Source organism: Aequorivita aurantiaca (genome assembly GCF_030410135.1).
In the GTDB taxonomy this organism is placed as follows: Bacteria; Bacteroidota; Bacteroidia; order Flavobacteriales; family Flavobacteriaceae; genus Aequorivita; species Aequorivita aurantiaca.
In genome coordinates this window covers 370,961-395,241 of the sequence record NZ_JAUGQQ010000002.1, presented here as the reverse complement: position 1 = coordinate 395,241, position 24,281 = coordinate 370,961, and the positions used below count along the sequence as shown (strand labels likewise).

General features: G+C 38.0%; 21 protein-coding genes, 1 tRNA gene and 1 riboswitch. Of the genes, 11 read left to right on the top strand and 11 right to left on the bottom strand.

The features are described 5' to 3' along the window. Nucleotides 1–60: 60 nt before the first annotated feature. Nucleotides 61–636, top strand: coding sequence for a T9SS type A sorting domain-containing protein (locus QRD02_RS05120; RefSeq protein WP_290253841.1), 576 nt, complete (start codon nt 61–63; stop codon nt 634–636). Nucleotides 637–684: 48 nt separating this feature from the next. Here the strand turns inward: QRD02_RS05120 and QRD02_RS05115 are convergent, their stop codons facing one another. The 5 genes from QRD02_RS05115 to QRD02_RS05095 form a co-directional block, all read right to left on the bottom strand. Continuing rightward, nucleotides 685–1,896 (bottom strand): outer membrane beta-barrel protein, encoded by a 1,212-nt coding sequence (locus QRD02_RS05115; protein ID WP_290253840.1) that lies wholly within the window; start codon nt 1,894–1,896, stop codon nt 685–687. A gap of 96 nt (nt 1,897–1,992) precedes the next feature. After that, the gene (locus QRD02_RS05110) at nt 1,993–3,312 is read right to left on the bottom strand and encodes a DNA recombination protein RmuC (RefSeq protein WP_290253839.1); all 1,320 of its coding nucleotides are present in this window, start codon (nt 3,310–3,312) and stop codon (nt 1,993–1,995) included. 27 nt (nt 3,313–3,339) lie between these two features. Next, nucleotides 3,340–4,134, bottom strand: coding sequence for an ABC transporter ATP-binding protein (locus tag QRD02_RS05105; protein WP_290253838.1), 795 nt, complete (start codon nt 4,132–4,134; stop codon nt 3,340–3,342). Continuing rightward, nucleotides 4,134–5,165: a FecCD family ABC transporter permease gene (locus QRD02_RS05100; RefSeq protein ID WP_290253837.1), complete on the bottom strand. Its 1,032-nt coding sequence runs from the start codon at nt 5,163–5,165 to the stop codon at nt 4,134–4,136. The genes QRD02_RS05105 and QRD02_RS05100 overlap by 1 nt, the downstream gene beginning before the upstream one ends. Continuing rightward, nucleotides 5,165–6,310 (bottom strand): ABC transporter substrate-binding protein, encoded by a 1,146-nt coding sequence (locus QRD02_RS05095; RefSeq protein WP_290253836.1) that lies wholly within the window; start codon nt 6,308–6,310, stop codon nt 5,165–5,167. Before QRD02_RS05095 ends, QRD02_RS05100 begins: the two co-directional genes overlap by 1 nt. A 46-nt stretch (nt 6,311–6,356) precedes the next feature. Further along, nucleotides 6,357–6,602, top strand: a riboswitch (cobalamin riboswitch). A 29-nt stretch (nt 6,603–6,631) separates the two neighbouring features. Here QRD02_RS05095 and QRD02_RS05090 point away from each other — a divergent pair. Further along, entirely contained in the window at nt 6,632–8,464 is a 1,833-nt protein-coding gene (locus tag QRD02_RS05090; RefSeq protein ID WP_290253835.1) for a TonB-dependent receptor, read from the top strand. Nucleotides 8,465–8,478: 14 nt separating this feature from the next. Then, nucleotides 8,479–9,528, top strand: coding sequence for a DUF5074 domain-containing protein (locus tag QRD02_RS05085; protein WP_290253834.1), 1,050 nt, complete (start codon nt 8,479–8,481; stop codon nt 9,526–9,528). Nucleotides 9,529–9,606: 78 nt separating this feature from the next. Here the strand turns inward: QRD02_RS05085 and QRD02_RS05080 are convergent, their stop codons facing one another. After that, nucleotides 9,607–11,004, bottom strand: a complete 1,398-nt coding sequence (locus tag QRD02_RS05080) for a GFO_1087 family putative carboxy terminal peptidase (RefSeq protein ID WP_290253833.1) — start codon at nt 11,002–11,004, stop codon at nt 9,607–9,609. A 232-nt stretch (nt 11,005–11,236) separates the two neighbouring features. On the opposite strand from QRD02_RS05080, the gene QRD02_RS05075 reads away from it, so the two are divergent. From QRD02_RS05075 to QRD02_RS05060, 4 genes are all read left to right on the top strand, one after another. Next, nucleotides 11,237–11,743, top strand: coding sequence for a GFO_1088 family ECF-type sigma factor (locus QRD02_RS05075; protein ID WP_290253832.1), 507 nt, complete (start codon nt 11,237–11,239; stop codon nt 11,741–11,743). Further along, nucleotides 11,730–12,167: a PG0215 family putative anti-sigma factor gene (locus tag QRD02_RS05070; RefSeq protein WP_290253831.1), complete on the top strand. Its 438-nt coding sequence runs from the start codon at nt 11,730–11,732 to the stop codon at nt 12,165–12,167. Before QRD02_RS05075 ends, QRD02_RS05070 begins: the two co-directional genes overlap by 14 nt. Before the next feature lie 100 nt (nt 12,168–12,267). After that, entirely contained in the window at nt 12,268–12,807 is a 540-nt protein-coding gene (locus QRD02_RS05065) for a GFO_1090 family protein (RefSeq protein WP_290253830.1), read from the top strand. A 4-nt stretch (nt 12,808–12,811) separates the two neighbouring features. Continuing rightward, nucleotides 12,812–13,351: a GFO_1091 family lipoprotein gene (locus tag QRD02_RS05060; RefSeq protein ID WP_290253829.1), complete on the top strand. Its 540-nt coding sequence runs from the start codon at nt 12,812–12,814 to the stop codon at nt 13,349–13,351. 124 nt (nt 13,352–13,475) lie between these two features. On the opposite strand, the gene purB is transcribed toward QRD02_RS05060, so the two are convergent. Then, nucleotides 13,476–14,819: an adenylosuccinate lyase gene (purB, locus tag QRD02_RS05055; RefSeq protein WP_290253828.1), complete on the bottom strand. Its 1,344-nt coding sequence runs from the start codon at nt 14,817–14,819 to the stop codon at nt 13,476–13,478. A 505-nt stretch (nt 14,820–15,324) separates the two neighbouring features. Between purB and QRD02_RS05050 the strand changes: the two genes are divergently transcribed. Next, nucleotides 15,325–15,636 (top strand): hypothetical protein, encoded by a 312-nt coding sequence (locus tag QRD02_RS05050; protein ID WP_290253827.1) that lies wholly within the window; start codon nt 15,325–15,327, stop codon nt 15,634–15,636. Nucleotides 15,637–15,831: 195 nt separating this feature from the next. Here QRD02_RS05050 and QRD02_RS05045 read toward each other — a convergent pair whose 3' ends face one another. Continuing rightward, nucleotides 15,832–16,851, bottom strand: coding sequence for a helix-turn-helix domain-containing protein (locus QRD02_RS05045; protein ID WP_290253826.1), 1,020 nt, complete (start codon nt 16,849–16,851; stop codon nt 15,832–15,834). 115 nt (nt 16,852–16,966) lie between these two features. On the opposite strand from QRD02_RS05045, the gene QRD02_RS05040 reads away from it, so the two are divergent. After that, entirely contained in the window at nt 16,967–17,242 is a 276-nt protein-coding gene (locus tag QRD02_RS05040; protein ID WP_290253825.1) for a hypothetical protein, read from the top strand. Between the two features lie 92 nt (nt 17,243–17,334). Here QRD02_RS05040 and acs read toward each other — a convergent pair whose 3' ends face one another. After that, entirely contained in the window at nt 17,335–19,266 is a 1,932-nt protein-coding gene (gene acs, locus QRD02_RS05035) for an acetate--CoA ligase (protein WP_290253824.1), read from the bottom strand. 102 nt (nt 19,267–19,368) lie between these two features. Further along, a complete protein-coding gene (locus QRD02_RS05030) occupies nt 19,369–21,675 on the bottom strand; it encodes a TonB-dependent receptor (protein WP_290253823.1) in 2,307 nt (768 codons plus the stop codon). A gap of 283 nt (nt 21,676–21,958) precedes the next feature. Here QRD02_RS05030 and QRD02_RS05025 point away from each other — a divergent pair, with 283 nt between their 5' ends. Next, entirely contained in the window at nt 21,959–23,245 is a 1,287-nt protein-coding gene (locus tag QRD02_RS05025) for a PQQ-dependent sugar dehydrogenase (protein ID WP_290253822.1), read from the top strand. Nucleotides 23,246–23,317: 72 nt separating this feature from the next. On the opposite strand, the gene QRD02_RS05020 is transcribed toward QRD02_RS05025, so the two are convergent. Next, nucleotides 23,318–23,402, bottom strand: a tRNA-Ser gene (locus QRD02_RS05020). Between the two features lie 207 nt (nt 23,403–23,609). Here QRD02_RS05020 and QRD02_RS05015 point away from each other — a divergent pair. Continuing rightward, nucleotides 23,610–24,248, top strand: a complete 639-nt coding sequence (locus QRD02_RS05015; RefSeq protein ID WP_290253821.1) for an NAD(P)H-dependent oxidoreductase — start codon at nt 23,610–23,612, stop codon at nt 24,246–24,248. Nucleotides 24,249–24,281 lie beyond the last annotated feature (33 nt).

The following is a 24,281-nucleotide window of genomic DNA, read 5'->3' as shown; positions in this document are numbered from 1 at the left end:
TAGCGTATAAATTGGTTTTTTTTTGTAAATTAGACTATCAACCTACGAAACCTTTCATTTATGAAAAAAATTACTTTGTACCTTTTCTTATTTGCATGTAACATTCTCTCTGCACAGAATGCTGTGGAAATTGCTTGGATACAGGGAATCAACGAATCTGTGGCTAGTCCTACAATTCAAATAGGCGATACAGTGCTTTGGTCCTGGGCGGATACTTCACAAAAAACGGTTACTAGTCTTCCCAACGGCGCTGAAGATTTTGATAGCGGCGCATTAAAAGGGTTGAACAGCAATTTTTCCTATACATTTAACAAAGTGGGCGTAACGGAATACCAAAATGATTCGGATCCTTCAATGCATGGAAAGGTGACGGTGGTAGGCAAGCTTTCCACGGAAGAAAAATTTATTAAAAACCTGAACTTCTACCCAAATCCGGTTAAAAATGATTTGACTATTTCTTCAATTTTCAAAATTGACACCTATCAAATATATAATGTTTTGGGAACTTTGGTATCTCAAGGAAAGGGCGCTAGCAATATCACTCAGGTGGACATGAGCCGGTTAAACAGTGGCTTGTATTTCGTGAAAGTGACTTCAAATAACATGCAAACCACTTTAAAAATCGCGAAAAAATAATTAGAAATACAATTTTCATTGTTGAGCAAAATAGTATTCCATCTTGCTTTATAAAAAATTATACCCCGCAATCAACATGAATGAATTGTAGGCTGATGAAAGATTATTATATTCAAGAACTTGCCGAGGTGTATGGTATCTAGCCGATACACTATATTTATTTTTAAATTTATACCCCACACCCAACGCGACAGCAATATCTGCGTTAACATCAAGATCATATTTTCCTCCCAAATCAGATTCCATCTTTGAATTTAAATTTGATACGTCAAAGAGAACTGCTGCATCCAAAAAGAAGACCGAATCTGAGTCCAAAAACATATAATACCTGCCTCCCAAAGGCAGTTCGATTGAATTGTAATCAATGGTTATTACATTTATTTTGGTGATTGTAGGTAAGGAATTGTCAACAATTGTAGCTTCCGAACTGTAACTTCTATAGGTAGGTTCCACAAATAATGCCCATTTGCCATTGTTGAAAGGCAGGACGAATTCCGCTTCAAGACCAATTCTAAAGCCTGTTTTATCTTCAAAATCAAGTCCATCTTCGCCCTGTCTTTTAATGGAAAATGATGAAAAAGTTATTCCCGGACGAAGGGTCAAATTAAATAGTCCGCTTTGTTCCTTGTTGCCATAAACAATTGTTTCAGATCCTTTACATCGGTTATAATCAGTAATAATCCGAATCAATTTACCTTTTTTATATTGCAGATTTTCAAAACTATTTTCATTCAAATCATTGCAGGGTAGGGCCGTCGCAAGTTGCTGTTTGTAATATTCATTTGTACCAATTGAAGAGGGGGAAATAAGATATCTTTTATAAACAAGTTGCGCAATATCGGCGTTTTCCAATTTAAGAAAATACCGTTTTATGTTCTCCCTTTCGGAGGCATAAAGAGATGCCTTCCCCTCAGCCAATACTCTTAAAAATAAGGTTTCATTCGTCATTATCGGATTGCGGACGTCGGTAAGATTATTGGTCACATCCGTTGATTGGTCGATATCCACAGTTGCTTTAATAAATTTAAAGGAGTTGCTTGAACCGAATTCAGTGACATTTTGAATACTGCCCATTTTCACCTCGGAGTTTTCCTCCAATTTATATTCAAATGTTGTGGGATTTGCGCGCCAATCTTCATTTTTAATAAGACATTGCGTTTTGGTTCCATTATCTGAAATAATATAACCAGGTTCGAAATTAGTTTGTGAAAATATGGGAAGACTTAATAATAAAGTCGCAAGGAGTAATTTTATTTTCATGGATAAGATTGTTAAAGGGATGCCAAAGATATATTTTTAAATTAAAAAAACTATTTTGGGGTCAATTATAACTTTTTGCCCATAAAATAAAGGATGTTATTCATCTTCTTCTGAAGCATTATTCAAAAGGTGACGGTCAATTTGTTTGTTCGCGATAGCTCCCAATTTCTTAAGTTTTTCTACCCTTGCGGCTAAATTCCCCCGACCTTCCAACTTCACCAATGCATTATCAAAGGAACTTTGTACGGTGCCCATCTGTCTTTTTATTTTTCCGAGTTCATCCAAAAGTCCCACAAATGAATCGTAAAGTTTGCCAGCTTCGGTTGCAATTTCGAGCGAATTCCTTTTTTGGTTATCATTTTCCCAGAGATTTTCTACTAGCCGCAAAGCTGCCAAAAGAGTGGAGGGAGTTACTATCATAACCTTTCTTTTAAAAGCTTCCTGATACAAATTTTGCTGATTGGCAACGGCAATTGCAAAAGCAGGTTCAATGGGAACGAACATGAAAATAGTGTCCGGGCTCTCATTTATGGCATGATAATATTTTTTGTCGCTTAAAGTAACAATGTGCTTTTTAATAGAATCTATGTGTTTTTTCAAATGTATATTCTTCAAGTTTTCATCCTCTTCGGAAACATATCTTTCAAAATCCGTCAATGAAACCTTACTGTCAATCACCATTTTTTTTCCATCCGGAAGATGAATAATAACGTCGGTTTGAAGTCTGCCGCCGTCAGGATTTTCGTGGCTGTCTTGCAGCGTATATTCACGGCCTTTTTCCAGGCCAGATTCTTCCAATACTCTAGAAAGAATCATCTCGCCCCAGTTACCTTGTATTTTCGAATTGCCCTTTAAAGCTTTGGTCAAATTATCGGCCTCTTGGCTTATTCTAATATTTTGTTCGTTCAAAAACTGAAGCTGTTTACCCAACTCGGCGTGGGTTCTCACGAAATCTATATTGTTTTTGCCGACCTTTTCCTCAAAATTTTTAATCCTTTCATTCAGTGGTTTCAAAATACCTTCAATATTGTCCTTGTTTAGTTCCGTGAATTTTTGGGTTTTTTCAATTAGAATTTTATTGGCGAGATTTTCGAATTTGTCATTAAAGTCCTTCTCAAAATTTTTGAACCGTTCTTTCTCCTTTTCAAATTCGGAAAGTAGGGCTTTATATTCGGCGTTTTGTTTTGAAAGTTGAATGTTTGCCTGTTCCTTTTCGTTTTGAAGCGCCTCTTTATCTGAAGCCAAAATCCCCAAACGCGCGTTCAATTTTTCTTCTTGTAATGTAGCATTATTGAGCCTTTCTTCCAATTTACCAGTTTCGGATTTGCTTTTTAAACGTGCAAAATAATTTCCCAAAAATGCGCCACCTATCGCCCAAATTGCAGCAAAAAGAAGGTAGAGAAAAGTTTCAATCATTATAAAAAAAATTAAAGATAAAGATATCTATTTCCGAATGGTAAAGCGGCCCGTGGCTGCATCAAAATCTATAATATCCTTCGGAAACAATGCAGCAAAATGATCGGCTTCAATTAATTTACAGGGTGAATCAAAAAATGTTTTTTCCGAAGTCATAACTAACATTTTATCCGCAAGTTGAATTGCCAAATCTATTTCATGCGTTGAAAAAAGAATAGTTTTTTGTGTGGAGGAAGTTAGGCTTTTCAGCAATTTTAAAATATAGGCCCTGTGATAAATATCCAAATGCGTGGTAGGCTCATCAAGAATAATGATGGGCGTATCCTGAGCCAATGCCCTTGCAATTGCAACGCGCTGCATTTGTCCATCACTCAATTCAAAACATTTTCTGGGGGCGAGCGCTTGGGTTTCAGTTGCCTGAAGCGCCCAATTTATGGCTTTCTTATCGTCATCGGCAATGCCGCCCATCCAATTGGTATAGGGCTGTCTACCAAGGGAAACCATCTCCAACACAGATAGATTTTTTGAGGCTGGGGCTTCTGTCAATACCACGCTCAACTGCGTTGCAAGTTGAAAGGGGGAGTATTCCTTTAAATTTTTTCCGTTTATAATTATTTGGCCATTTAAAGGTGTTTGCATTCCTGTCAACGTACGCAATAATGTGGATTTGCCTATGCCATTTGCACCTACTAATCCAACTAATTCACCTTTGGCAATTGAAAAATTTATATCCTCAGCAATTTTGGATTCAGCTTTTCTATTGGCATAGCCCACGGAAAGTGCCGTTGTTTGCAATATGATTTTTTTTTCTTCTAAATCCATTAAAAGAAGAGTTTACGTTTTCTTACCAACAACCAAATTACAACCGGCGCGCCAACTAATGACGTTATCGCGTTTATTGGCAGCGTAAATTCACTTAATGGCAGCTGTGCTACCGTATCACAAACCAACATTAGCAAGCTGCCGCAAATAAGAACAGCCGGCAATAATACAAAATGGTTCGCTGTTTTGTAGAACTGCCGAACCAAATGGGGTACGGCCAAACCTACAAAAGCGATGGGCCCCACGAATGCAGTGATGCTTCCGGCAAGAATACTGGTTGCAAGAATAATGATAAAAGTTGTTCGCTTAATCCGAAGCCCCATGCTTTTCGCATAATTTTCGCCGAGCAGCAGCGCGTTCAAGGATTTGCTGCTAAATACACTTAAAATTAATCCTACCAAAAAAGAAATTCCCAAAATTAGCACCCCCTGCCATGACTGATTTCCCAGGCTTCCGAAGGACCAAAAAATGTATTGTTGCAACTGTTCCGCATCACTAAAATAGGAGAGTACGGAAACCACAGCGGTGGTCACGCTGCCGAACATTAGACCGATTATCAAAATTGCCATCGTATCTTTAATTCTGAAAGTTACCGCTAATACCGCCAAAAGCACTAAAAAACTCCCCATTGCAGAGGCAATTACCAAACTCCATTGGCTTAATATAAGCGTGCCGAAAAAACCTCCAAATGCACTTGCGCCCAAAATCAAAATTGCTACGCCCAAGCTTGCCCCACTGCTCAGACCTAGCACGAAAGGTCCTGCCAATGGATTGCGAAAAAGCGTTTGCATCAGCAATCCGGAAATGGCCAACCCGCCACCGGCAAGCATGGCAGTTATTGCTTTCGGAAGTCGGTACTGCAGTATAATAAAGTGCCAAGTTTCCTTAGATGCGCCTTTTCCTAAAAAAATAGAAAAAATTTCATTTAATGGAATGGATACTGAACCGACGCTCAGATTAATAAAAAAAAGAACAAACAGCACCACAAAAAGTACTATAAAATGAAGTCGAAATGTGTGCGGGGTTTGCATTATTGCAATTTATCAAAAAAGTAAAGTTCGTGCTCTGGTAACAAATGCGGATGCAAAATTTTTATCAAATCTTTCAAAACTAAATCGGGTCTATTGGGAGCGAGTTCAAAATAAATAACTCCGCCGGTTTCGCCTTTTTTTAGGCTATAAGAATAAACATTTCCAGTCTTAAAAGCAGTAAACTGTGAATAAACTTGACTCGCGTTTTTCATTTCCTCCAAACTTGTGAACTGGCCTGGGCCAATCCAAAATTCTGCTTTCTGACCTTTTTCGAGCACCGATTCTAAGTTTAAGGATAATCCGCCCGTGCCGGGCGAATCCTTCCAAAGGTAATGGCCATTGGCATCGTCAATAAATTGGGAGCCCCAACTATCTCCCTGAGGCATGTACCAAACGTCCTTGTACATTGCCCCAGCGATAACCGTCGGTTTTTTTGAGGTTTGCGATGCTGTATTTTTTGCTGAAACATATTCTCTTTCAATATTTTTGAAAATACTGTCGGCCTGTTTTTCCTTGTTGAAAAGTACGCCGAAAAATTTAATCCATTCCGCTTTTCCCAATGGGGAGGTTTCGGTCCAGTCCGCATTGTACAAAACGGGAATGCCCATTTTTTCAATTGTTGCGAACGTGGAATTGTTACCGTCAACAGCAAAACCGACCACGGCATCCGGATTTAAATCTAATAATATTTCGGTGTTTATGGCTTCATTCCTGCCTAGTTCCGTAATTTCTTTAGCCGTTATTCTTTTACGGGTGTTTTCCGAAGAAATATAATTTAAGTTCGGAAAACCTACCAATGTTTCGGTTTCGCCCAACATTTCCAATGAAGGAATGTGCGTGGTTGAAGTTACAACTAACCGTTTTACGGGAATGTGGACTACTGCATCAAACTTTCCATGCTGGGGAAGGGAACCTTGTTTTGTTACCAAGGCATAGGTAAATGTTTTACTGGTTCCGGGCCAAGGATTTTTTAATGTAACAGTTTTATAGCCATCAAAGGATTGAATTTCAAACCCCTTGGAGTGCGTGATTGCGATTGTTTCTTTTTGTTGATCGGTTTGTAATTTTTCACTACTGGATTTGGCGTTGTTTCGGCATGAAGCGTAAACACAAAGCATAAAGATGAATAAAACAATTTTTTGCATCTTCAAAAATAATGGTTTTGTTTGGGTGTACTAGTATTAAAATTCTATTTTTGCCCAGAATTTTGGTGAGTGTTTTCCATAGTGGAAAAACCTCTTAAAAGGGAAATAGGTGAAAGATTTTGCCACTGAGAATTGGCAAGCTAAATCAGAAAAATCCTATGCTGTTCCCGCAACTGTAAGTCGTCCCGAATATTTCTTTGGGCGTGCATTCTTCAAACCACTGTTCGCATGGGCGAATGGGAAGGTGGCACAAAAGACAAGCCAGGAGACCTGCCAAATTCAAACATATAAATATCAAACTTTCGGGATAAAGGTTGAATTATGGAGAAAAATTGGCTACACATATTCTTTATGGTTTTTCTGTGCACGGCTTCCGCTTTTGCGCAACTGGACAGTATTCAGCAATTGCCGGAAGTGGTACTGACAGACTCCAAATTGATTCATTTTTCAAAAGGATATAAAGTAGAAAAAATTGCCGATTCCATTATTGAAAGAAACGCATTGTCATTAACGGAAATTCTTCGATATAATTCTTCCATTTATTTTAAGGAAAATGGTTTTGGGATGGTTTCCTCACCCTCTTTCCGTGGAACGAATGCCGCGCAAACTGCTGTAATATGGAACGGTATAAATATTAATTCGGTGTTTACGGGGCAGACTGATTTCAGTACCGTATCACCGTTAAATTATAGTGAAATTTCCATTCGCAGCGGCGGCGGAGGCGTGCAATATGGCAGTGGCGCCGTGGGCGGAAGCGTTCATTTGAACAATGGTTTTACTTTTCAAAAAATAGACACAACCCATATTGGCATTCGCTATGGAAGTTTTTCCACATTCGGCGGAAATATGAGCACTACCCAAACCTGGGGCGATCATTATTTAAACGTGGGAGTGGATTTTATTAGTTCTGAGAATGACTACTCGTACGTAAATAAAAACAAAAAAAACAATCACGGACAGTTTTTAAGGTTTACCGCAAAAGTGAACGAGGCTCGAAGAATGAAACACGGCGTGGCAACCTGGAATTCAGAATATTCCTATAATGACCGCAATTTCTCCGGGAGTTTAAATACAATTGGAAAAGATGCCTATCAGGATATTAACACTCGAAACTTGTGGCAATTGCAACAGAAAATAGGCAGGATGGATTTAAAGGGAAGTTTTGCCCATCTTTTTGAGAAATACACCTATTTCCCAAATAGCCAAAAGCCGCACGGTACCGGCGGCAACGCACATACATTTATGGGTGGTATGCAGGCAGAGGTTTTATTTGCAGAAAACATTCGCATAAACGGAAAAGCGGAATATACATTCGTTGAAGCGGAAGGGGACAATGTAGGAAGTAATACCCGCAAAACCTTGGCCGCAGTTTTATTGCTGAACCATAAACTTTCAGGGAAATTTACATATGGAATTAATTTCCGAAAGGAGTTTTTAAATGACTTTGATAATCCGTTTCTTTTTTCTGCCGATGCCAAATATAAGGTTACGACAAACTATGCGCTTCGGATGAATGGTTCAAAAAATTACCGTGTGCCAACGTTTAATGATTTGTTTTGGAATGCCGGTGGAAATAAGGAGCTGCAGCCGGAAACTTCATATCAGGTTGAAGTGGGACAGGAGTTTATGTTCAGAAAAGTTAGGGCAGATGTTGCCGCTTATTATATTTCTTCAGAAAATTTAATAAAATGGGTGCCAGGAAATGGCGGAGTGTGGCAACCCGAAAATATTAGCAATACCAGAAATTACGGCATAGAGGCGCAATTGGGATATTCCCTTAGGCTCAACCCCGCGCATTTATTGGATTTCAGTGCAAATTATTCCTATACAAAAGCAGAGGATTTGGAAACTGAAAAGCAACTTATATATGTTCCGTTTCATAAAATAATGGGAACATTGGATTACAATTTCAACAGATTTTCGTTCTATTTTCAAGGCTTATTCAATGGCGAAGCATTTACTACAACTGATAATAGTGACATTGTAGCTAGCTATTCGGTCTTCAATCTGGGTGCGCAATACACTTTACCCGCTAATGCGAATGTTACATTCGGAGGTCGGCTGAAAAATGTTTTCAATGTGTACTACGAAAGCGTTTCATACCGACCCATGCCATCTCGAAATTTTGAAATATTCTTAAACTTTAATATATAACTAATATGAAAACAATGAAAAAAATAATTTTTATGGCCTTTACGGCTTTGCTATTTGCCGCTTGTAGCAGTGATGATGATACCGTTGAAACGGAAATTGTGCCCGAGGCCTTTGCCGAAGGGATTTTTGTTACCAACGAAGGCCCATTCAATAATGGAAGTGGGAATATTACATTTATTTCGGAGGATTACAGTACCGTGGCACAGAACATTTTCAGAAACGTGAATGGAAAGGAATTGGGCAATATTGTACAATCCATGGGGTTTACGGAGGATAATGCCTACATAGTAGTGAGCAATTCCCATAAAATAGAAATAGCAAATCGTTACTCTTTCGAAAGTATTGATTCTATTACTACAGGATTGGACAATCCGCGATATTTTGTTTCCGTTGCCGGCAACAAAGGTTATGTGACCAACTGGGGCGACCCGATTGATAACACGGATGATTATTTAGCAGTATTGGATTTGCGCAACAATACTATTTCTGCAACAATTCCCGTAGATTTTGGCCCAGAGAGATTGTTAGAAGCAAATAATAAAATTTACGTTGCGCATCAAGGAGGTTATGGGCAGAACAATAAAATTTCCGTTATTTCGGGAAATAGTGTTGAAAGCATTATCACCGTTGGTGATGTTCCAAACTCTATGGTAGTTATGGGCAATACGCTTTACGTGCTTTGTGGCGGAATGCCGGACTATACAGGCACCGAAACTGCCGGCTCAATTGTTAAGGTGGATTTAGGAACAAATCAAGTTATGGAAACTTTCACTTTTGGCACAACGGAACACCCTAGCAGCTTGACAATGGATGGGTCTAATCTTTTTTATAATCTTGATGGGAAAGTTTATAAAGTATCCACCGCTTCCATTAATTTGCCGGGTACGGCTATTATAGATGGTAACTTTTATACGCTTCAGGCAAAGAACGGATTGCTGTATGCCGCAGATGCTAAAAATTATGCCAGCCAAGGTTCATTATTGATTTATGATATTGCCACGAACCAACAACTCGAGGAATTCCAAACTGGTATTGTGCCCGGAGGAATTTATTTTAATGAATAAACTTCTTTAAATAACTCAACTAAAAAAGAGTCCCATAAATACTGAATTTATGGGACTCTTTTTATTTATTATTTAATATTAATTATTCCCGATCATTTTTCCGTAAATGGGCGAATCCGCCTTACTGTGTGAAATTTCTTTTAACGGCTTGAAGTCCCTTCTACCGTGGAAGGGTCTGCCGGCTATCTCAAAAAGGGCAGCGGCAAGAAGGGGTTCGTTTTCATCGCCCAATTCCCCTAAATTGAAATAATCTTCCTGCAACGCAATCTGCGGAAATAAGCCCTCAACATAATCCGTATTTCCTGCTACATTGGCGGTTTTGAAAACCAACGGCAACATTGCATAATAATGCGATGCGTTCGCTTCCTGCCTGCTAAAGGCTGGTGCCGGCGCATCGTAAAGAAGAAACGAAGCCTGGAATTTGCCCGTGGTGGTATCGCCAACTTGTACCGTATTGATATAAGGCTTTAGGCTATTTATAACCAACTCACTGGCGGAAGCAGTTCTTCGAGTGGTCAAAATATAGACGTTAGAAAGATTAAGACTGTTTATGGCAGAACCATTGCTGATCGAGCTATCAAATAAACCATCCGATGCATTTTCGGCTTGACGGTCTGAATTCCAGAATTCCTTGTAAAATACCTGTCCGTTAAATTGTCCCGTAATCATACTGGCCAAATCGGTAGCCGTTTCAACCGAACCGCCACCGTTGTAACGAAGATCCAAAACCAAATTGGTAACGCCCTCGGCTATAAATTGGGCAAAGGCACTATTTAACTGTGTTTCATAATCTTTTATAAAACCATTGTACATTAAATAACCGATTTTTTCTGAATTGACATTTAGGGTTTTCACCAAAAAAACAGGGTTTTCGTTGTATTGGGTTTTGTTCAGATTAATCGTTTCTCCAGTGGAAATAAAATTAGAACCATCAAATGTTGCCAGCCCAATGGTATAGCTATCGGGCGTTTGCAATTCAATATAATTTTCCGTGGTTATTTGCTGTCCATCAATTTTGGTGAAAATATCTCCACGTTTTAGGCCCGCAGCTTCGGCATCGGTATTCGGCAAAACGTAACGCACATAGCCAAAAACATTGCCGCTGTTGTCCGGGTATTTCACAAGGCCAAACTCCATTCCGTTGCTCAGGCTTATTCCGCTGAGCGCATCTTCAATGACTCTAAAGTCACTAAAAATGGCACTAAATCTATCTTGTGGCGAAAGTAGGTAATCGAACAAACTTTCGGGGGAACCATAATTATCGAGAAAATTATCAAGTTCGCCTTGGCTGCCAAATGCGTCATTGGCAAGCTCTGGCGTATCGGCCTTGTACAGGTAATAATAGTTGAGCCCACGATATACAAAATTTTGAATTTCCAGTGTAGAAGCTATTTGGATGTTATCATCCATATCTTCAAAACAGGAAACGGCAAGGACCGCAACGGTTAACAGTGAAATGAAAAAATTTCTTTTCATAAATAAGTTTGTTATTGTTTGGGATTAGAACAGGTAAATTAGGGATTATATTGCAATGGTAAAAATATGTTTTTTTGACCAAATTCAATTCGGGACAAAATTTCTTATGAAAATAAAAATCAAAAAATATAAGCCTTTTACATGATTCAATGAACAGCTAATGAATAAAGGATGTAACAAAAATACAGCCCGTTCGTCATTAAAATAGAAGCCGGAAAAAACCAACCACCAAATGGACAAAACCGAATTTATTGCAATAGTAATGCCCTTTAGGGATAAACTATACCGTTTGGCCCGAAGAATTTTGGTTTCTAAGGACGAAGCTGAGGACGCTGTGCAAGAAGTTTTGTTGAAATTATGGAACGGAAAAATGAATATTGAAAACCTGAAAAATCCTGAAGCCTTTGCAATAACGATGACCAAAAATTATTGCTTGGACCGCTTGAAATCAAAACAGGCTTCGAATTTAAAAATCGTTCACAGTAATTACCACACTTCTGAAAATGTTGAAAAACAGATTGAATCCAATGATAGCGTGGCACTTGTTTTCAGAATTATGGACTCACTGCCAGAGCAGCAAAAAATTGTGCTTCAACTTCGGGATGTGGAACAGTTTGAATTTTCCGAAATCGCAAAAATGCTGGACAGCAATGAAACAGCGGTTCGAGTGGCGCTTTCCCGCGCACGGAAAACAGTTAGGGATGCAATGATAAAAAATTATAATTATGGAATTGGATAACATAAAAAAATTATTGGATGCCTATTTTGAAGGCATGACCAGTCTTGAAGAAGAAAAGATATTGCGGGACTATTTCACCCAACAAACCGTGGCGGATGCATTGGTTCAATACAAACCGATTTTTTTAGGAATGGAGGTAGCAAAGCAGGAACACTCGCACAAGGCGCTCCTTCTGCCCGATAGCAAGCCAAAGGTCAACAAAGCTTGGCGGTATTCGGTAGCGGCAATTTTAGTTGTTGGTTTGGGAGTTGGCAGTTTTTATCTGTCACAATCGCGTTATACGCAGGAGGAAATGGAAGCTTTAGCCGCGTTTGAACAAAGTAAAAATGCTATGATGCTGCTCTCCGAAAATTTGAACAGGGGAACGGAACAATTATCATACGTGAAGCAGTTTGCAATTACTAAGGATAGAATTTTTGAGTGAATGGTTAAAGAAATTGATTCCGTACAACGATTAAAAACAACGAGCCAGTGATTAATACACTAATATTAAAAAGAAGTAACTAATAGTAAATAAAAAAAAGATGAAAAAAATAGTAATTATTCTAATACTCACATTAGCGCCATTGGTTTCTTGGAGCCAGAATGCTTTCGATTCCTTTGAAGATGAAAAGGACGTAACCTCTGTAGTAGTTACAAAAAACATGTTCAAGCTTTTAAGTAAAATGGACCTTAATTCCACAGATCCCGAGGCCCAAGCTTATCTTAAAATGGTAAACGATCTCGACAACATAAAAATCTTCACCACCGACAATGCAACCGTGGCAAAGAAAATGGATGACGCTGTGGCAAAATATGTTTCCACTTCCTCAAATTTAGGCGAACTAATGCGCGTGAAGGAAGATGGCAAAAACATTAAATTTTATAGTAAGGAAGGTAAAAACGATAATTATGTAAGCGAGTTGTTGATGCACTTGGACGGAATAGTTGACGGCAAACCCACCACTATAATAATGAGTATCACCGGAAATATTGACTTAAAACAAATCTCTAAATTGACTGAAGAGTTGAAAGTTCCTGGCAGCAATCAATTAAAAAACATTGATAAAAAGAAAAAACAATAAAAAAATGGCGACACTAAAATACATTTCTGCACTTGTTTTTGGGCTTACGGCTTTAGTTTCCTGCAATGACAAATCCTTGCAGAAATATTTAGTAGAGAAGCAAGACGATGATAAATTCGTAAAAATGGATATTGCTGCAAGTTTGCTTCAGGGGAAAAACAACAATTTTACCCAAGAGGAGCAGGAAATCTTGAACACCATAAAAAAAGTGAATGTGGTTGCATATCCTATAATTGAGGGTGATACAGCTGATTACGAAAAAGAAAGGTTGGAATTAAAAGCAATCCTGGACCAAGAGCAGTATAAAGAATTGACACGAATAAAAAGTAATGATTGGAACGCCACTTTAAAATATACAGGCGAAGAAGATGCGATAAATGAGGTCATTGTTTTTGCAAGTGATGATAATCGAGGATTTGCCGTTTTCCGCCTTTTGGGCGAAAACATGCGCCCCGATCAAATGATGCAACTCATGAAATCTGCGGAACGTGGCGATTTGGACGTATCAAAATTGGAGGGTTTCGGAGAAATATTTAAGGATTAAGTTGTATATAAGCATTAAAAAAAAGGCTTCTTCGGTCAGGAAAGAAGCCTTGTTTTTTTATTTTATAAACGCGGAAATAATCCACATCAATGGTCGAAGTTATTGTTCTTATAATTTTTATTTTCTATATGCCTGTATAATTTCCGGGAGTTACTGCTCTCATTTCATCCTTCACACTTTCGGGAACCTCGAGGGTTTCAATAAAATTGGATATGGAGTTTTGGTCAATCCGTGCATTCGTTCGGGTTAATCCTTTCAACGCTTCATAGGGATTTGGATAACCTTCACGACGCAAAATGGTTTGGATTGCCTCTGCAACTACCGCCCAATTATTCTCAAGATCTTCCGCAAATTTTACTTCGTTCAACAGTAATTTGTTCAAACCTTTTATTGTGGAATGGAAAGCAATAATGGTATGGCCAATGGGAACACCAATGTTTCGTAAAACCGTGCTATCCGTAAGGTCTCGTTGCAATCTGCTAATGGGAAGTTTACCGGATAGATGTTCAAATATAGCATTCGCAATTCCTAAATTACCCTCACTATTTTCAAAATCTATCGGGTTTACCTTGTGGGGCATTGCGCTTGAGCCTACCTCGCCATCTTTAATTTTTTGTTTGAAATAATCCATTGAAACATAAGTCCAAATATCCCGATCTAAATCAATCAAAATGTTGTTTATTCTTTTAAAACAATCGAATAGAGCAGCCATATGGTCGTAATGTTCAATCTGTGTGGTAGGGAAGGAGTGGTGAAGTCCCAGCGTATCCTGAACAAATTTTTTCCCAAATGCACGCCAGTCAATGTTTGGATAAGCAACTTTATGGGCATTGAAGTTTCCCGTTGCACCTCCAAATTTGGCGGCACTTTTAATATCATTCATTAAATTGAATTGTTCCTCAATGCGCACCACAAAAACCTCAATTTCTTTCCCTAATCGGGTTGGTGAGGCGGGCTGGCCATGTGTACGGGCCAGCATTGAAACATGTGCCCAACCTTCCGAAAGAGCTTTTAGCTTATTTTTTAATTCCAACAAAAGTGGAACGTAAACTTCGTTTACTGCATCTTTTAATGAAAGGGGGATTGCCGTGTTGTTTATATCTTGCGAAGTAAGTCCAAAATGTATAAATTCTTTATACTTCTGAAGTTTTAGTGCGTCGAATTTTTCTTTAATGAAATATTCAACAGCTTTGACATCATGATTGGTAATCTTTTCGGTTTCCTTTACCTTGATTGCGTCTTGAACTGAAAATTCCAAATAGATGTTGCGCAACGATTGGAAGTGATCCTTATCAAACATTATTAATTGCGGCAACTCTAGTTCAACCAAGGCAATAAAATATTCAATTTCCACCTGCACCCGATATCGGATAAGCGCTTCTTCAGAAAAAAAAGGAATTAAACTTTCAGTTTTCGATGCATAACGGCCATCTATAGGCGATATGGCTTGTAAAGCATTGGTGTACATGGCTTAAAAATTAAAAACCCCAAAGATACAAAACCACAACGAGTAAAGCAGATACGGTAACTTTATTAAAGTGAAAATAATATTGAATACAAAAGTTAAATGGATCCCAATACCCGCAATAAATCAGCCAATAGTTGGTTAAAACTTCACTACGAAAAATTATATTAAGATTTAGTTGTACGAACAATTATAAAATAAGGAATAATTTTAGAAACAGCACACCGAATTAAAATCATCAGCGTAATTCGCAGAAGCAAGAAAAACAAATAAAGAAAACCTCAAAACACGCCGCAAAACCAGCCAAATCCTGAAGAGGAAGAAGAATGAAATATAGATTTATGGAAATTAACGAAGTTATAGAATACAGCGAAACCCCTTAATCATCACAATGAGAAAGAGGTTTCTGATTGTGGGGATATAAAAAATAGCGGATTTGTAAATGTATTGAAAAAAATGCTCCGTAACACATTCAATTGATTATTAACAGTTTAAAAAAATTATTGTTATGAGTAAAGAAGTAAATCCTAAACATAGTGTTGGGAGAGGCCCGCAAAGAGCGCAGCATAATGAGCCAAACGAAAAGAGTTACACCAATGCTGGCGCCAAAGAGGAGGTGGAAAACACTGCTAACGATGACGATTATTTGGAAAAAAAATGGAAGAAAATAGCATCCAATTTTAATAAGAAATATAATTTAGATGTGTCCTCAAGTGAAATGAAGGAAAATTCATTTTCCGATACCCTGAAAAATCTTGAGGAAAGAACTGGCAAATCGGGCACGGATCTTAAAAAAGAAATAGAAAATTGGAAGGAATGATAAGATGTAAAAAAATTAACAACTTTTTTAAAAACCTCTTTACTTTCCTCAACAATTATTTCACATATAAGGGATTTGGGTTAATGATACAATCATTACAGTTAAGATTAAACAAGAAGTGTGCGTACATTAGCACTTGTAAAAGCTGCTATGAAGAAGAAAAAGCTCCAGATGAAAATTTTCACTGGAGTTTTTTTATTTATCCCTTTGTTTCTTCCTAAAATCCGATGGCGATATGCCGTATTTTTCCCTAAAAATTTTTGAAAAATAACTCTTGCTGCTTAACCCGATAGCAATAACTATTTCAGAAATACTCAAATCTGTTTTCGTCAACAAACTATATGCGGCATCCAGCCTCACTTTCTGCACATAATTGTTGACCGTTGTTCCATAAAGCTTTTTAAATCCTTCTTGCAGTTTGTTCACGTTTAATCCGGATTCCCTTGCCAAATTTTCTACGGTTGGAATGTCAGAAATATTGCTTTCAATAAGGCCGGATATATAATTTATTTGCTTTAATTCTGAAGAACGTAAGAGTGTCCGATTACCCTCATCCTTTTTATCATCTTGGTATTGCAATATTTGCTGTGTCAAAATTTGATAGGCCATTCCTTCCAAAAACAATTTGCGCGTGAAATTTTCGCTAATAAATTCATGCATGGCAGTCAATATATCAGCTATGGCAAGACTATAATTTCCGTTATAATAAAAAGCTTTCTTCGCCTTAATATCTTTAAAAAGTTGTTCAAGTTCATCGTCAAGGCTATTTATGTCGCAAGCCATTTTGGATTGGAATTTTTCCCTTTCGATTTCTAGACTGTTAACGGTTATTTTTTGATTTGCCTTAAAGAATAAAACATGTCCATTCTGATTGCTACTGGCTACAATGGCATTTTGATATTGTTCAATTGGCTGTAGGTTTGCCTGGTTTTCAAAACGGTGAAATAGAATTCCTTCTGCAGTGTAAAGAAATTTTAAGGGATGGACGTTATTCACTATAAAGTGGATTTCGAGATCTTCCTTAAAAAGGCAGTCATATTGGATAAGTCCCAAACCGCCTTCAAAATTAATACCCCGTATGGTTCCTTTTCCTACCCGTGAGGGCAGTTCCAATAAATATTCGCCGCAATTTTCTGTATAAGAAATATCAAAAATTTTGGCAATATCCCTTATTACATCCTTTAGGGGGAGTGAAATAACTTGTATGGAGTTCATTATATAGGTTGTTTATTGGGCCAAATTACTATTCTGAAAGTAATTAAATTAACAATCATGAAAGAATTATTAAACTAACGGAATTAAAGGGCGGATTAAACCATCATTCCCCTAGTTGAAATTAAAAAAAAGCAATCGGCGAAACAATGAAAATTTTTCGAACTATAAAAAATATATTGATGAAAGTTTTTACTCAAAATATTTTTTGCGCTTTTTGCGTCGTTCCAATATAAACGAAAGTATTAACAGAGGTCCTAAAACAAACACAGCCGATTTAGCAGGCTCAATTTGCCCAAATCCCAATCCCAAAAAACCAAGAATGGCGGCAACAATTGTTAAAAATAGAAGGAGGAATGTCCAAAACATAGAAGGGGAGGTTGAGGTTTGTTAACGATGACAACGCCGTTTAAAGATAAAGGTTTGAAGCTTATATTTATAATAAAATAAAAAATAACTTTAGCTCAATCCGTTTGGTCAAGGGGCTTACTGTGGGTTTAAAGATTGAATTTGAATCGAACCTTCAATAATCTCCTCCACACATTCTGGATTTAATAATGTAGAAATATCGCCAAGATTGCTAGTATCATTTTCCGCAATCTTGCGCAGAATACGGCGCATAATTTTACCGCTTCGCGTTTTTGGAAGTCCTGTTACAAACTGGATTTTATCCAATTTTGCAATCGGACCAATATGCTCGGTAATTATTTGGTTAATTTCTTTACGAAGATTTTCCTGCAGACGTCCTTCACCTGTTTCCTTTAAAATTACAAAGCCATAAAGCGCCTTTCCCTTCACATCGTGAGGAAAACCAACAATTGCGCTTTCCGCCACAGCTGGATGTTCATTGATTGCATCCTCAATAGGCGCAGTGCCCAAATTGTGGCCAGAAACAATAACAACATCATCCACCCGGCCCGTAATTCGATAGTATCCAGTACTGTCCCGAAGTGCGCCATCACCGGAAAAATAAGTGTTTTTAAAGGTTGAAAAATAGGTTTCGCGAAATCGATCGTGATTTCCCCATATGGTGCGTGCCATTCCAGGCCAAGGATATTTTATGCACAATCTGCCACTCACCAAATTTCCTTTCAGTTCATTGCCGTTTTCATCCATAAGTGCAGGTTGTATGCCAGGCAGGGGTAATGTGGCATAAGTGGGAATGGTGGGCGTGGAATAGGGAATGGGCGAAATCATGATTCCTCCAGTTTCAGTTTGCCACCAAGTATCAACAATTGGACAATTTTTTTTTCCGATATTATCATTATACCAATGCCAGGCCTCTTCATTAATGGGTTCGCCCACACTGCCCAAAATTTTCAGGGATGACAAATCATATTCTGCGGAAAAATCCAAACGTTCCTTTGCCAATGCCCGAATTGCCGTTGGCGCCGTATAAAATTGATTCACTTTATGTTTTTGGATAACTTCCCAAAACCGCCCAAAATCCGGGTAAGAGGGAATTCCTTCAAACATCACCGTAGTTGCACCATTAGCCAACGGACCATAAAGAATATAACTGTGGCCGGTAATCCAACCGATATCTGCCGTGCACCAAAACACATCGTTTTCACGATATTGAAAAACGTTTTTAAAGGTATATGCGGTATAAACCATATAACCTGCGGTGGTATGAACCATACCCTTAGGTTTTCCAGTGCTTCCCGAAGTGTAGAGAATGAAAAGCGGATCCTCGGCATCCATCAATACGGGCGGGCAATCAATCGGGGCCGAATCCAATAATGGTTGCAGCCACACATCGCGATTGGGTTTCATTTTAACTTCACTATTGATACGCTTCACAACCAACACTTTTTCCACATTTGGACAGGATTCCAAGGCCTCATCCACAATACTTTTGAGATCGATTGTCTTTCCACCGCGATAGGAGCCATCACTGGTTATAACCATTTTACAATCGGAATCATTAATTCGCGTGTGCAGTGCGGTGGAAGAAAATCCAGCAAATACAACGGAATGTATTGCCCCAATGCGAGCGCAGGCCAATATTGAAATTGCCAGTTCTGGGATCATTGGTAAATATATACACACCCGGTCACCCGTACGTATGCCTTGCTGTTTCAGTACATTTGCAAAAATGCACACCCGCTCATGAAGTTGTTGGTAGGTTATATTTTCCGCCGGTTGTGAAGGTTCATTGGGTTCAAAGATTATGGCAGTTTTGTTGCCGTGCGTGTATAAATGTCTGTCAATGCAATTTTCGGTTATGTTCAATTTTGCGCCTTTAAACCAAGAAATTTCCGGCTTGGAAAAATCATATTCCACTACTTTATCCCAGCGTTTTCGCCATAAGAAGTTTTCTTCCGCAATTTCTTCCCAGAAATTTTCGGGATCGCGTACCGATTTTCTATAAACCTGAAAATATTCCTCTAAATTTTTAATATGATAGTTGCTCATGATTTTAGGATTACGGACTTTGTTATATCTGCGGAAAGTATTTAAAAATATATCAAAATATCATACCGGCCATTTTAATATTCTAAATTCCTTATTCCTTTTTCAGAAATTAAATTTCAATTTTATACCGCCGAACCAATTTCTTGGCATTCCCGGATAAAAATAACGGGGTTCAGAATTGCCAAAACCTGTAGCATTTATTAAAACAGAAGCGGCATATTTTTCATCCGTAAAATTATTGATGCCCGCATTTATCTCAACGGCAAATACACGGGAAATCTCTGATGTATAAGCAACTTTGGCATTGAACACTGAATATTTTTCAGAATAGATTGCGTTTGCATCATTCAATGGAACTTCGCCGATGTCCAGAAAATTTGTGTTTAAGACTAAATTTTTATACCCAAAATTAATACCCCCGCTGAATTTTTTATCGGGAACGCCAGTTAGTTGATTTTCAGAAAAATCAGAATCGCCATCAATGAAATCAACAAATTTATGATCGGAAAACTCGGCATTGAAATAAGGAGAAATATACCCAAAACCATTTATGGGCTGAAGGAAAGAGAGCTGCAACTCAATTCCTTTATGCTCTGTTTTTCCGGCATTTCTTCCAATATATTGATCATTCCCGGTGCGTTGGGCAACCAATAAATCATCAATATCCAATAGATAAGCATTAACTTGAAAATGCAGTTTTTTATTTAAAAGCAAAAGCTTGCTGCCTATTTCATAATTGTACCCTTTTTCGGGGCCTAATTCAGGATTTATAATGCCATCGGGCGTCAAGGTTTCCTCAATTGACGGATAATTAAAGCCACGGCTGAAATTGAAAAATGCGTTCAGATTTTCAGAAAATTGATAAAGCAGATTTACATTTGGAGCCCAAATAGGATTGAAATCACGATCCGCTGTTTTATTCGCCTCGCCTTCGTTGAATTCATCAATAAAACTATATTGTGTTGTATTGAAATTCAGCCCAAATTGTCCTTTTAATTTATTGGTAAAGGGAATGGTGATGGTTGCAAAAAGATTCAAATTTTTTCTTTTTTCAAAATTGGCACTTAGTATATTTCCTTCCAGACTTCCGTTCCCGTTGTTTTGCTCATAAAGATTTTCGATGGTATTCCAATGATATTCGTCTTGGTACAATTCTCCTCCAAAAGTTAGTTGAATTGCTTGTTTTCGAAATTTAAAGTCATTGGTAAAAACCGTTCGACCGCCAAAACTATTTGTAAACTCATCCAGAATATTGAATGGCCGCGGTTCGTAATGATCCAAATAACTATAGAATAAACTGGTGGTATTGCCAAAGTTTTTGGAAAAGGAATGGGCAAAACTTAAACCTGTCCACAGTTGTTTGTTAGCTTCATAACCTCGGGCTTCCTTCCACGTAAATGCAGCCTGGGAAGGGTTATCATCAAAATCGGATTTACTAATGGAACTTGGAATTTGTGCCCAATAATCAATATAATTCATTAAAATTGAAATTTCATTTTTGGAGTTCAACTTATACTTTGAGGTAAGAAGTAAGGTGCTGCGTTCATATTTGTTGTTCTCCCGAAAACCATTGGTTTTCAAATAGTCATAATTCACATTTAAAGAGAATTTTTCCGTGGAAGTTGCGGTTGAAACCATATTTTTTAGCAAGCCAAAGGAACCAACCGTGAAATTGGTATTCACAAAGAAGCCGTTTGTTGGGGCTTCTTTCGTGTTAAGCAGCAGCGTTCCGCCCAAATTGGTTCCATATTGGGTGGATTTTGGACCTTTTATAATTTCGATTAACGCAATATTTTCAGGATCAAAAACGTCAATTGCTGTTTCGCCCACACCGTTTGTGACCGGAAATCCATTAAAATACGCTCGAACTTTATTTGTTCCGTAAAGCGTGCGTGAACCCACTCCGCGAATAGTTATGCGGTTCGTATTGATAGCTCCACTTTGAATATATACGCCCGGTGTTTCATTAATGGCAGATACTACATCAATTGGGCTGTAGGCATTTAACTTTGTTGCCGTTATTATTTCTGTTGGAATAATTAATCCATCGCCCATGCCCGTATTCCGTATTTGGGACTGCGATGAAAGAAATATTGCATCCAAATTTTCATTTTTGGACATTGGCGTTAGTTTGAAGGAGTTGTTCTGTGATGTCATGACCACTTCGGCAATATAATAATCGGGATGTTCTAGCTGTAAACCAATGGGGAGTTTGTAAATTTCGGGAAGATAAAAGGTTCCATTTTCATCGGTAAGAGTTACTTTTTCGGTTTGGAAATACACTGAAACTCCGGCTAAGGGAATATTTGTCGCGGAATAAACATAGCCCTCAATTTCTTGTGCATTCAACATATTGAAAAGAGCAACGCAAGGTACCAACCACGCTGCCTTTAGTAAATTATATTCCATTCGCATTCAATTAAGATTAGCAATGAACCTTCCCACATTATTTGAAAATGTCCTTGGAAGTATTCTTCATTTTAAAATTAGAAATTAACGAGGGGATTGTAGAGTGTAACTACAAAGTTTACAGATTTTTTAACGGACGCGAGTGTTTTCCCATTTTTTTGAAGATTCATTTCTGAATGAAAAATCTTCGTTTTCAATAGTATAACAATTTCTTAAGAGAAAATTTTAGGGCAAAGCAATATTTTTATTCTTCAATATTTGTTAACCATAACGACGTTTTATTATGAAATATCCACACATTATTTTTCTCATATTCATTTTACCATTTTATCTTATTTCCCAAGAATCACCTGAAAAACAGTTGCCAGAACCGTTCGCAACGGAATCTGTCACCAATTATTCAAACGTGATTGGTTGGAAAGAAGGCGAGACTCCAAAAGCTCCCGAAGGATTTGTGGTCACCAAATATGCCAATGATTTCGAAAACCCGCGTTGGATGTATGTTTTGCCAAATGGAGATGTTTTGGTTGCTGAAAGCAATAGTAATTATAGCGTTATGAAGCAAATAGGAGCAACAATAATTGGAGCAGGAGGTTCCAACAATTTAAAGAAAAGCGCTGATGTGATAACTATTTTAAGAGATACCAATAATGACGGAAAACCGGATGTTCGGGAAACACTGCTAACTAAAAAAGAAGGACTCAACCAGCCATTCGGGATGCTTCTTTTGGACAAATGGTTTTATGTGGCAAATACAGATGCAATTTTGCGTTTTCCATATGAAGAAGGACAAACAAAAATTACAAATATGGGTGAGAAAATAGCCAATCTTCCAGCGGGCAAAATAAATCAACATTGGACACGAAATATAATTGCCAATGAAGATGGCTCCAAAATATATATTGCTGTGGGAAGCGGTGATAATATTGGTGAAAAGGGAATGGAACATGAGGTTATGAAGGCCAATATTCTCGAAATGAATCCCGATGGTAGTGACCTGAGGGTTTATGCCTCCGGACTTAGAAATCCGGTAGGGATGGATTGGGAACCTACTACGAAAATTTTATGGACCACCGTTAATGAAAGGGATGAATTGGGAGATAATCTTGTTCCGGATTATCTGACTTCGGTTAAGGAAAATGGATATTACGGATGGCCCTATTCATATTGGGGCAATCATTTTGACCCCCGTGTGCCCATTCCGCCAACCATTATGTTGAAAGAGGCGATTGTGCCAGAGGTAGATTTGGGACCGCACACAGCGTCATTGGGACTGGTTTTTTATACTTCGGATTCCTTTCCGGAAAAATATAAAAATGGGGCGTTTATAGCGCAGCACGGGTCGTGGAATCGTGATATCCTTTCCGGTTATCGCGTGGTGTTCGTACCTTTTGAAAATGGTAAACCCAGTGGAAAACCAGAAGATTTTTTGACAGGTTTTATTGTAGAACCAAAAAAGGATGAAGTTCGCGGAAGACCCGTGGGGATTGTTACAATGCCAGATGGATCTATGTTGGTTACGGACGATACGACTCACCATATTTGGCGAATTGCCTATAACGGAAAATAATTCTGCCCGAATATTCTAAAAAGTAAAAAACCGTAACAGCTTAATTATTATTGCTGTTACGGTTTTTTTATGCGGAGAAAGAGGGATTCGAACCCCCGGAGGTGTAACCCTCAACAGTTTTCAAGACTGCCGCAATCGACCACTCTGCCATTTCTCCAAAATTTCAACTTACTGCCAATTGAAGCGAACTTCTTTTTGCGTAGGCGGGTGCAAATATAAAAAGCTTTTTCATATATTCTAATGCTTTTGCGGTTTTTAATTTACTTTCTTGAATAAAAATTTACTCCTCAACGCTTCTATTTTTAGAGGTAAGTGTTGCCACTTTTTATTGCTATTTTTGAAATTGAATTTTGAATTATTACAAATGGCCATAAAAACAATTGAAAAACTGCAATGGCGCTATGCTACCAAAAGGTTTGATCCAACCAGAATCCTTTCACCTGATAAATTGGAAACTTTAAAGGAAGCATTCAATCTTACCGCAACTTCCTATGGTTTGCAGCCACTAAAGCTTATAGTAGTTGGCAATAATGAAATAAAAAAGCAGTTGATGCCCCTCACCTTTAATCAGCCACAGGTTCGCGATGCATCTCATGTATTGATATTTTGCATTGAAAAAAATATAAACGCTAGTTTTATTGTCGAACATTTTAAGAGGGTGGAGGACACACGTGAAACGCCGCGTAAAATATTAGATCCTTTTGAAAAAGCCTTAATTGACAATTTCACTGAAAAAAATACTGTGGAAATAAAGCAATGGATGGGTAACCAGCTCTATTTAACTTTAGGAGCCCTGTTAACAGTCTGCGCAATGGAAAGTATTGATTCCTGTCCTATTGAAGGTTTTGAACCTCAAAAGTATGATGAGCTTTTAGGATTAGCGAATTTGGGATTAGAATCCGTAATAGTACTTCCCGTGGGGTATCGCGATGAATCGGATTTTTTCATTCAACTAAAAAAAGTGCGAAGGGGAGTAGATGAACTAATAGTCGAAATTAATTGATTAAAGAGAATTAAATACTTAAGAAAATAGAAT

What these genes read in the sequence shown, in the direction of transcription:
- acs (WP_290253824.1), bottom strand. Translation starts at nt 19,266, where the DNA reads ATGAGCAACTATCATATTAAAAATTTAGAGGAATATTTTCAGGTTTAT.
- QRD02_RS05085 (WP_290253834.1), top strand. Translation starts at nt 8,479, where the DNA reads ATGAAAAAAATAATTTTTATGGCCTTTACGGCTTTGCTATTTGCCGCT.
- QRD02_RS05030 (WP_290253823.1), bottom strand. Translation starts at nt 21,675, where the DNA reads ATGGAATATAATTTACTAAAGGCAGCGTGGTTGGTACCTTGCGTTGCT.
- QRD02_RS05070 (WP_290253831.1), top strand. Translation starts at nt 11,730, where the DNA reads ATGGAATTGGATAACATAAAAAAATTATTGGATGCCTATTTTGAAGGC.
- QRD02_RS05080 (WP_290253833.1), bottom strand. Translation starts at nt 11,004, where the DNA reads ATGAAAAGAAATTTTTTCATTTCACTGTTAACCGTTGCGGTCCTTGCC.
- purB (WP_290253828.1), bottom strand. Translation starts at nt 14,819, where the DNA reads ATGTACACCAATGCTTTACAAGCCATATCGCCTATAGATGGCCGTTAT.
- QRD02_RS05095 (WP_290253836.1), bottom strand. Translation starts at nt 6,310, where the DNA reads ATGCAAAAAATTGTTTTATTCATCTTTATGCTTTGTGTTTACGCTTCA.
- QRD02_RS05100 (WP_290253837.1), bottom strand. Translation starts at nt 5,165, where the DNA reads ATGCAAACCCCGCACACATTTCGACTTCATTTTATAGTACTTTTTGTG.
- QRD02_RS05045 (WP_290253826.1), bottom strand. Translation starts at nt 16,851, where the DNA reads ATGAACTCCATACAAGTTATTTCACTCCCCCTAAAGGATGTAATAAGG.
- QRD02_RS05075 (WP_290253832.1), top strand. Translation starts at nt 11,237, where the DNA reads ATGGACAAAACCGAATTTATTGCAATAGTAATGCCCTTTAGGGATAAA.
- QRD02_RS05090 (WP_290253835.1), top strand. Translation starts at nt 6,632, where the DNA reads ATGGAGAAAAATTGGCTACACATATTCTTTATGGTTTTTCTGTGCACG.
- QRD02_RS05105 (WP_290253838.1), bottom strand. Translation starts at nt 4,134, where the DNA reads ATGGATTTAGAAGAAAAAAAAATCATATTGCAAACAACGGCACTTTCC.
- QRD02_RS05115 (WP_290253840.1), bottom strand. Translation starts at nt 1,896, where the DNA reads ATGAAAATAAAATTACTCCTTGCGACTTTATTATTAAGTCTTCCCATA.
- QRD02_RS05120 (WP_290253841.1), top strand. Translation starts at nt 61, where the DNA reads ATGAAAAAAATTACTTTGTACCTTTTCTTATTTGCATGTAACATTCTC.
- QRD02_RS05015 (WP_290253821.1), top strand. Translation starts at nt 23,610, where the DNA reads ATGGCCATAAAAACAATTGAAAAACTGCAATGGCGCTATGCTACCAAA.
- QRD02_RS05025 (WP_290253822.1), top strand. Translation starts at nt 21,959, where the DNA reads ATGAAATATCCACACATTATTTTTCTCATATTCATTTTACCATTTTAT.
- QRD02_RS05050 (WP_290253827.1), top strand. Translation starts at nt 15,325, where the DNA reads ATGAGTAAAGAAGTAAATCCTAAACATAGTGTTGGGAGAGGCCCGCAA.
- QRD02_RS05110 (WP_290253839.1), bottom strand. Translation starts at nt 3,312, where the DNA reads ATGATTGAAACTTTTCTCTACCTTCTTTTTGCTGCAATTTGGGCGATA.
- QRD02_RS05065 (WP_290253830.1), top strand. Translation starts at nt 12,268, where the DNA reads ATGAAAAAAATAGTAATTATTCTAATACTCACATTAGCGCCATTGGTT.
- QRD02_RS05060 (WP_290253829.1), top strand. Translation starts at nt 12,812, where the DNA reads ATGGCGACACTAAAATACATTTCTGCACTTGTTTTTGGGCTTACGGCT.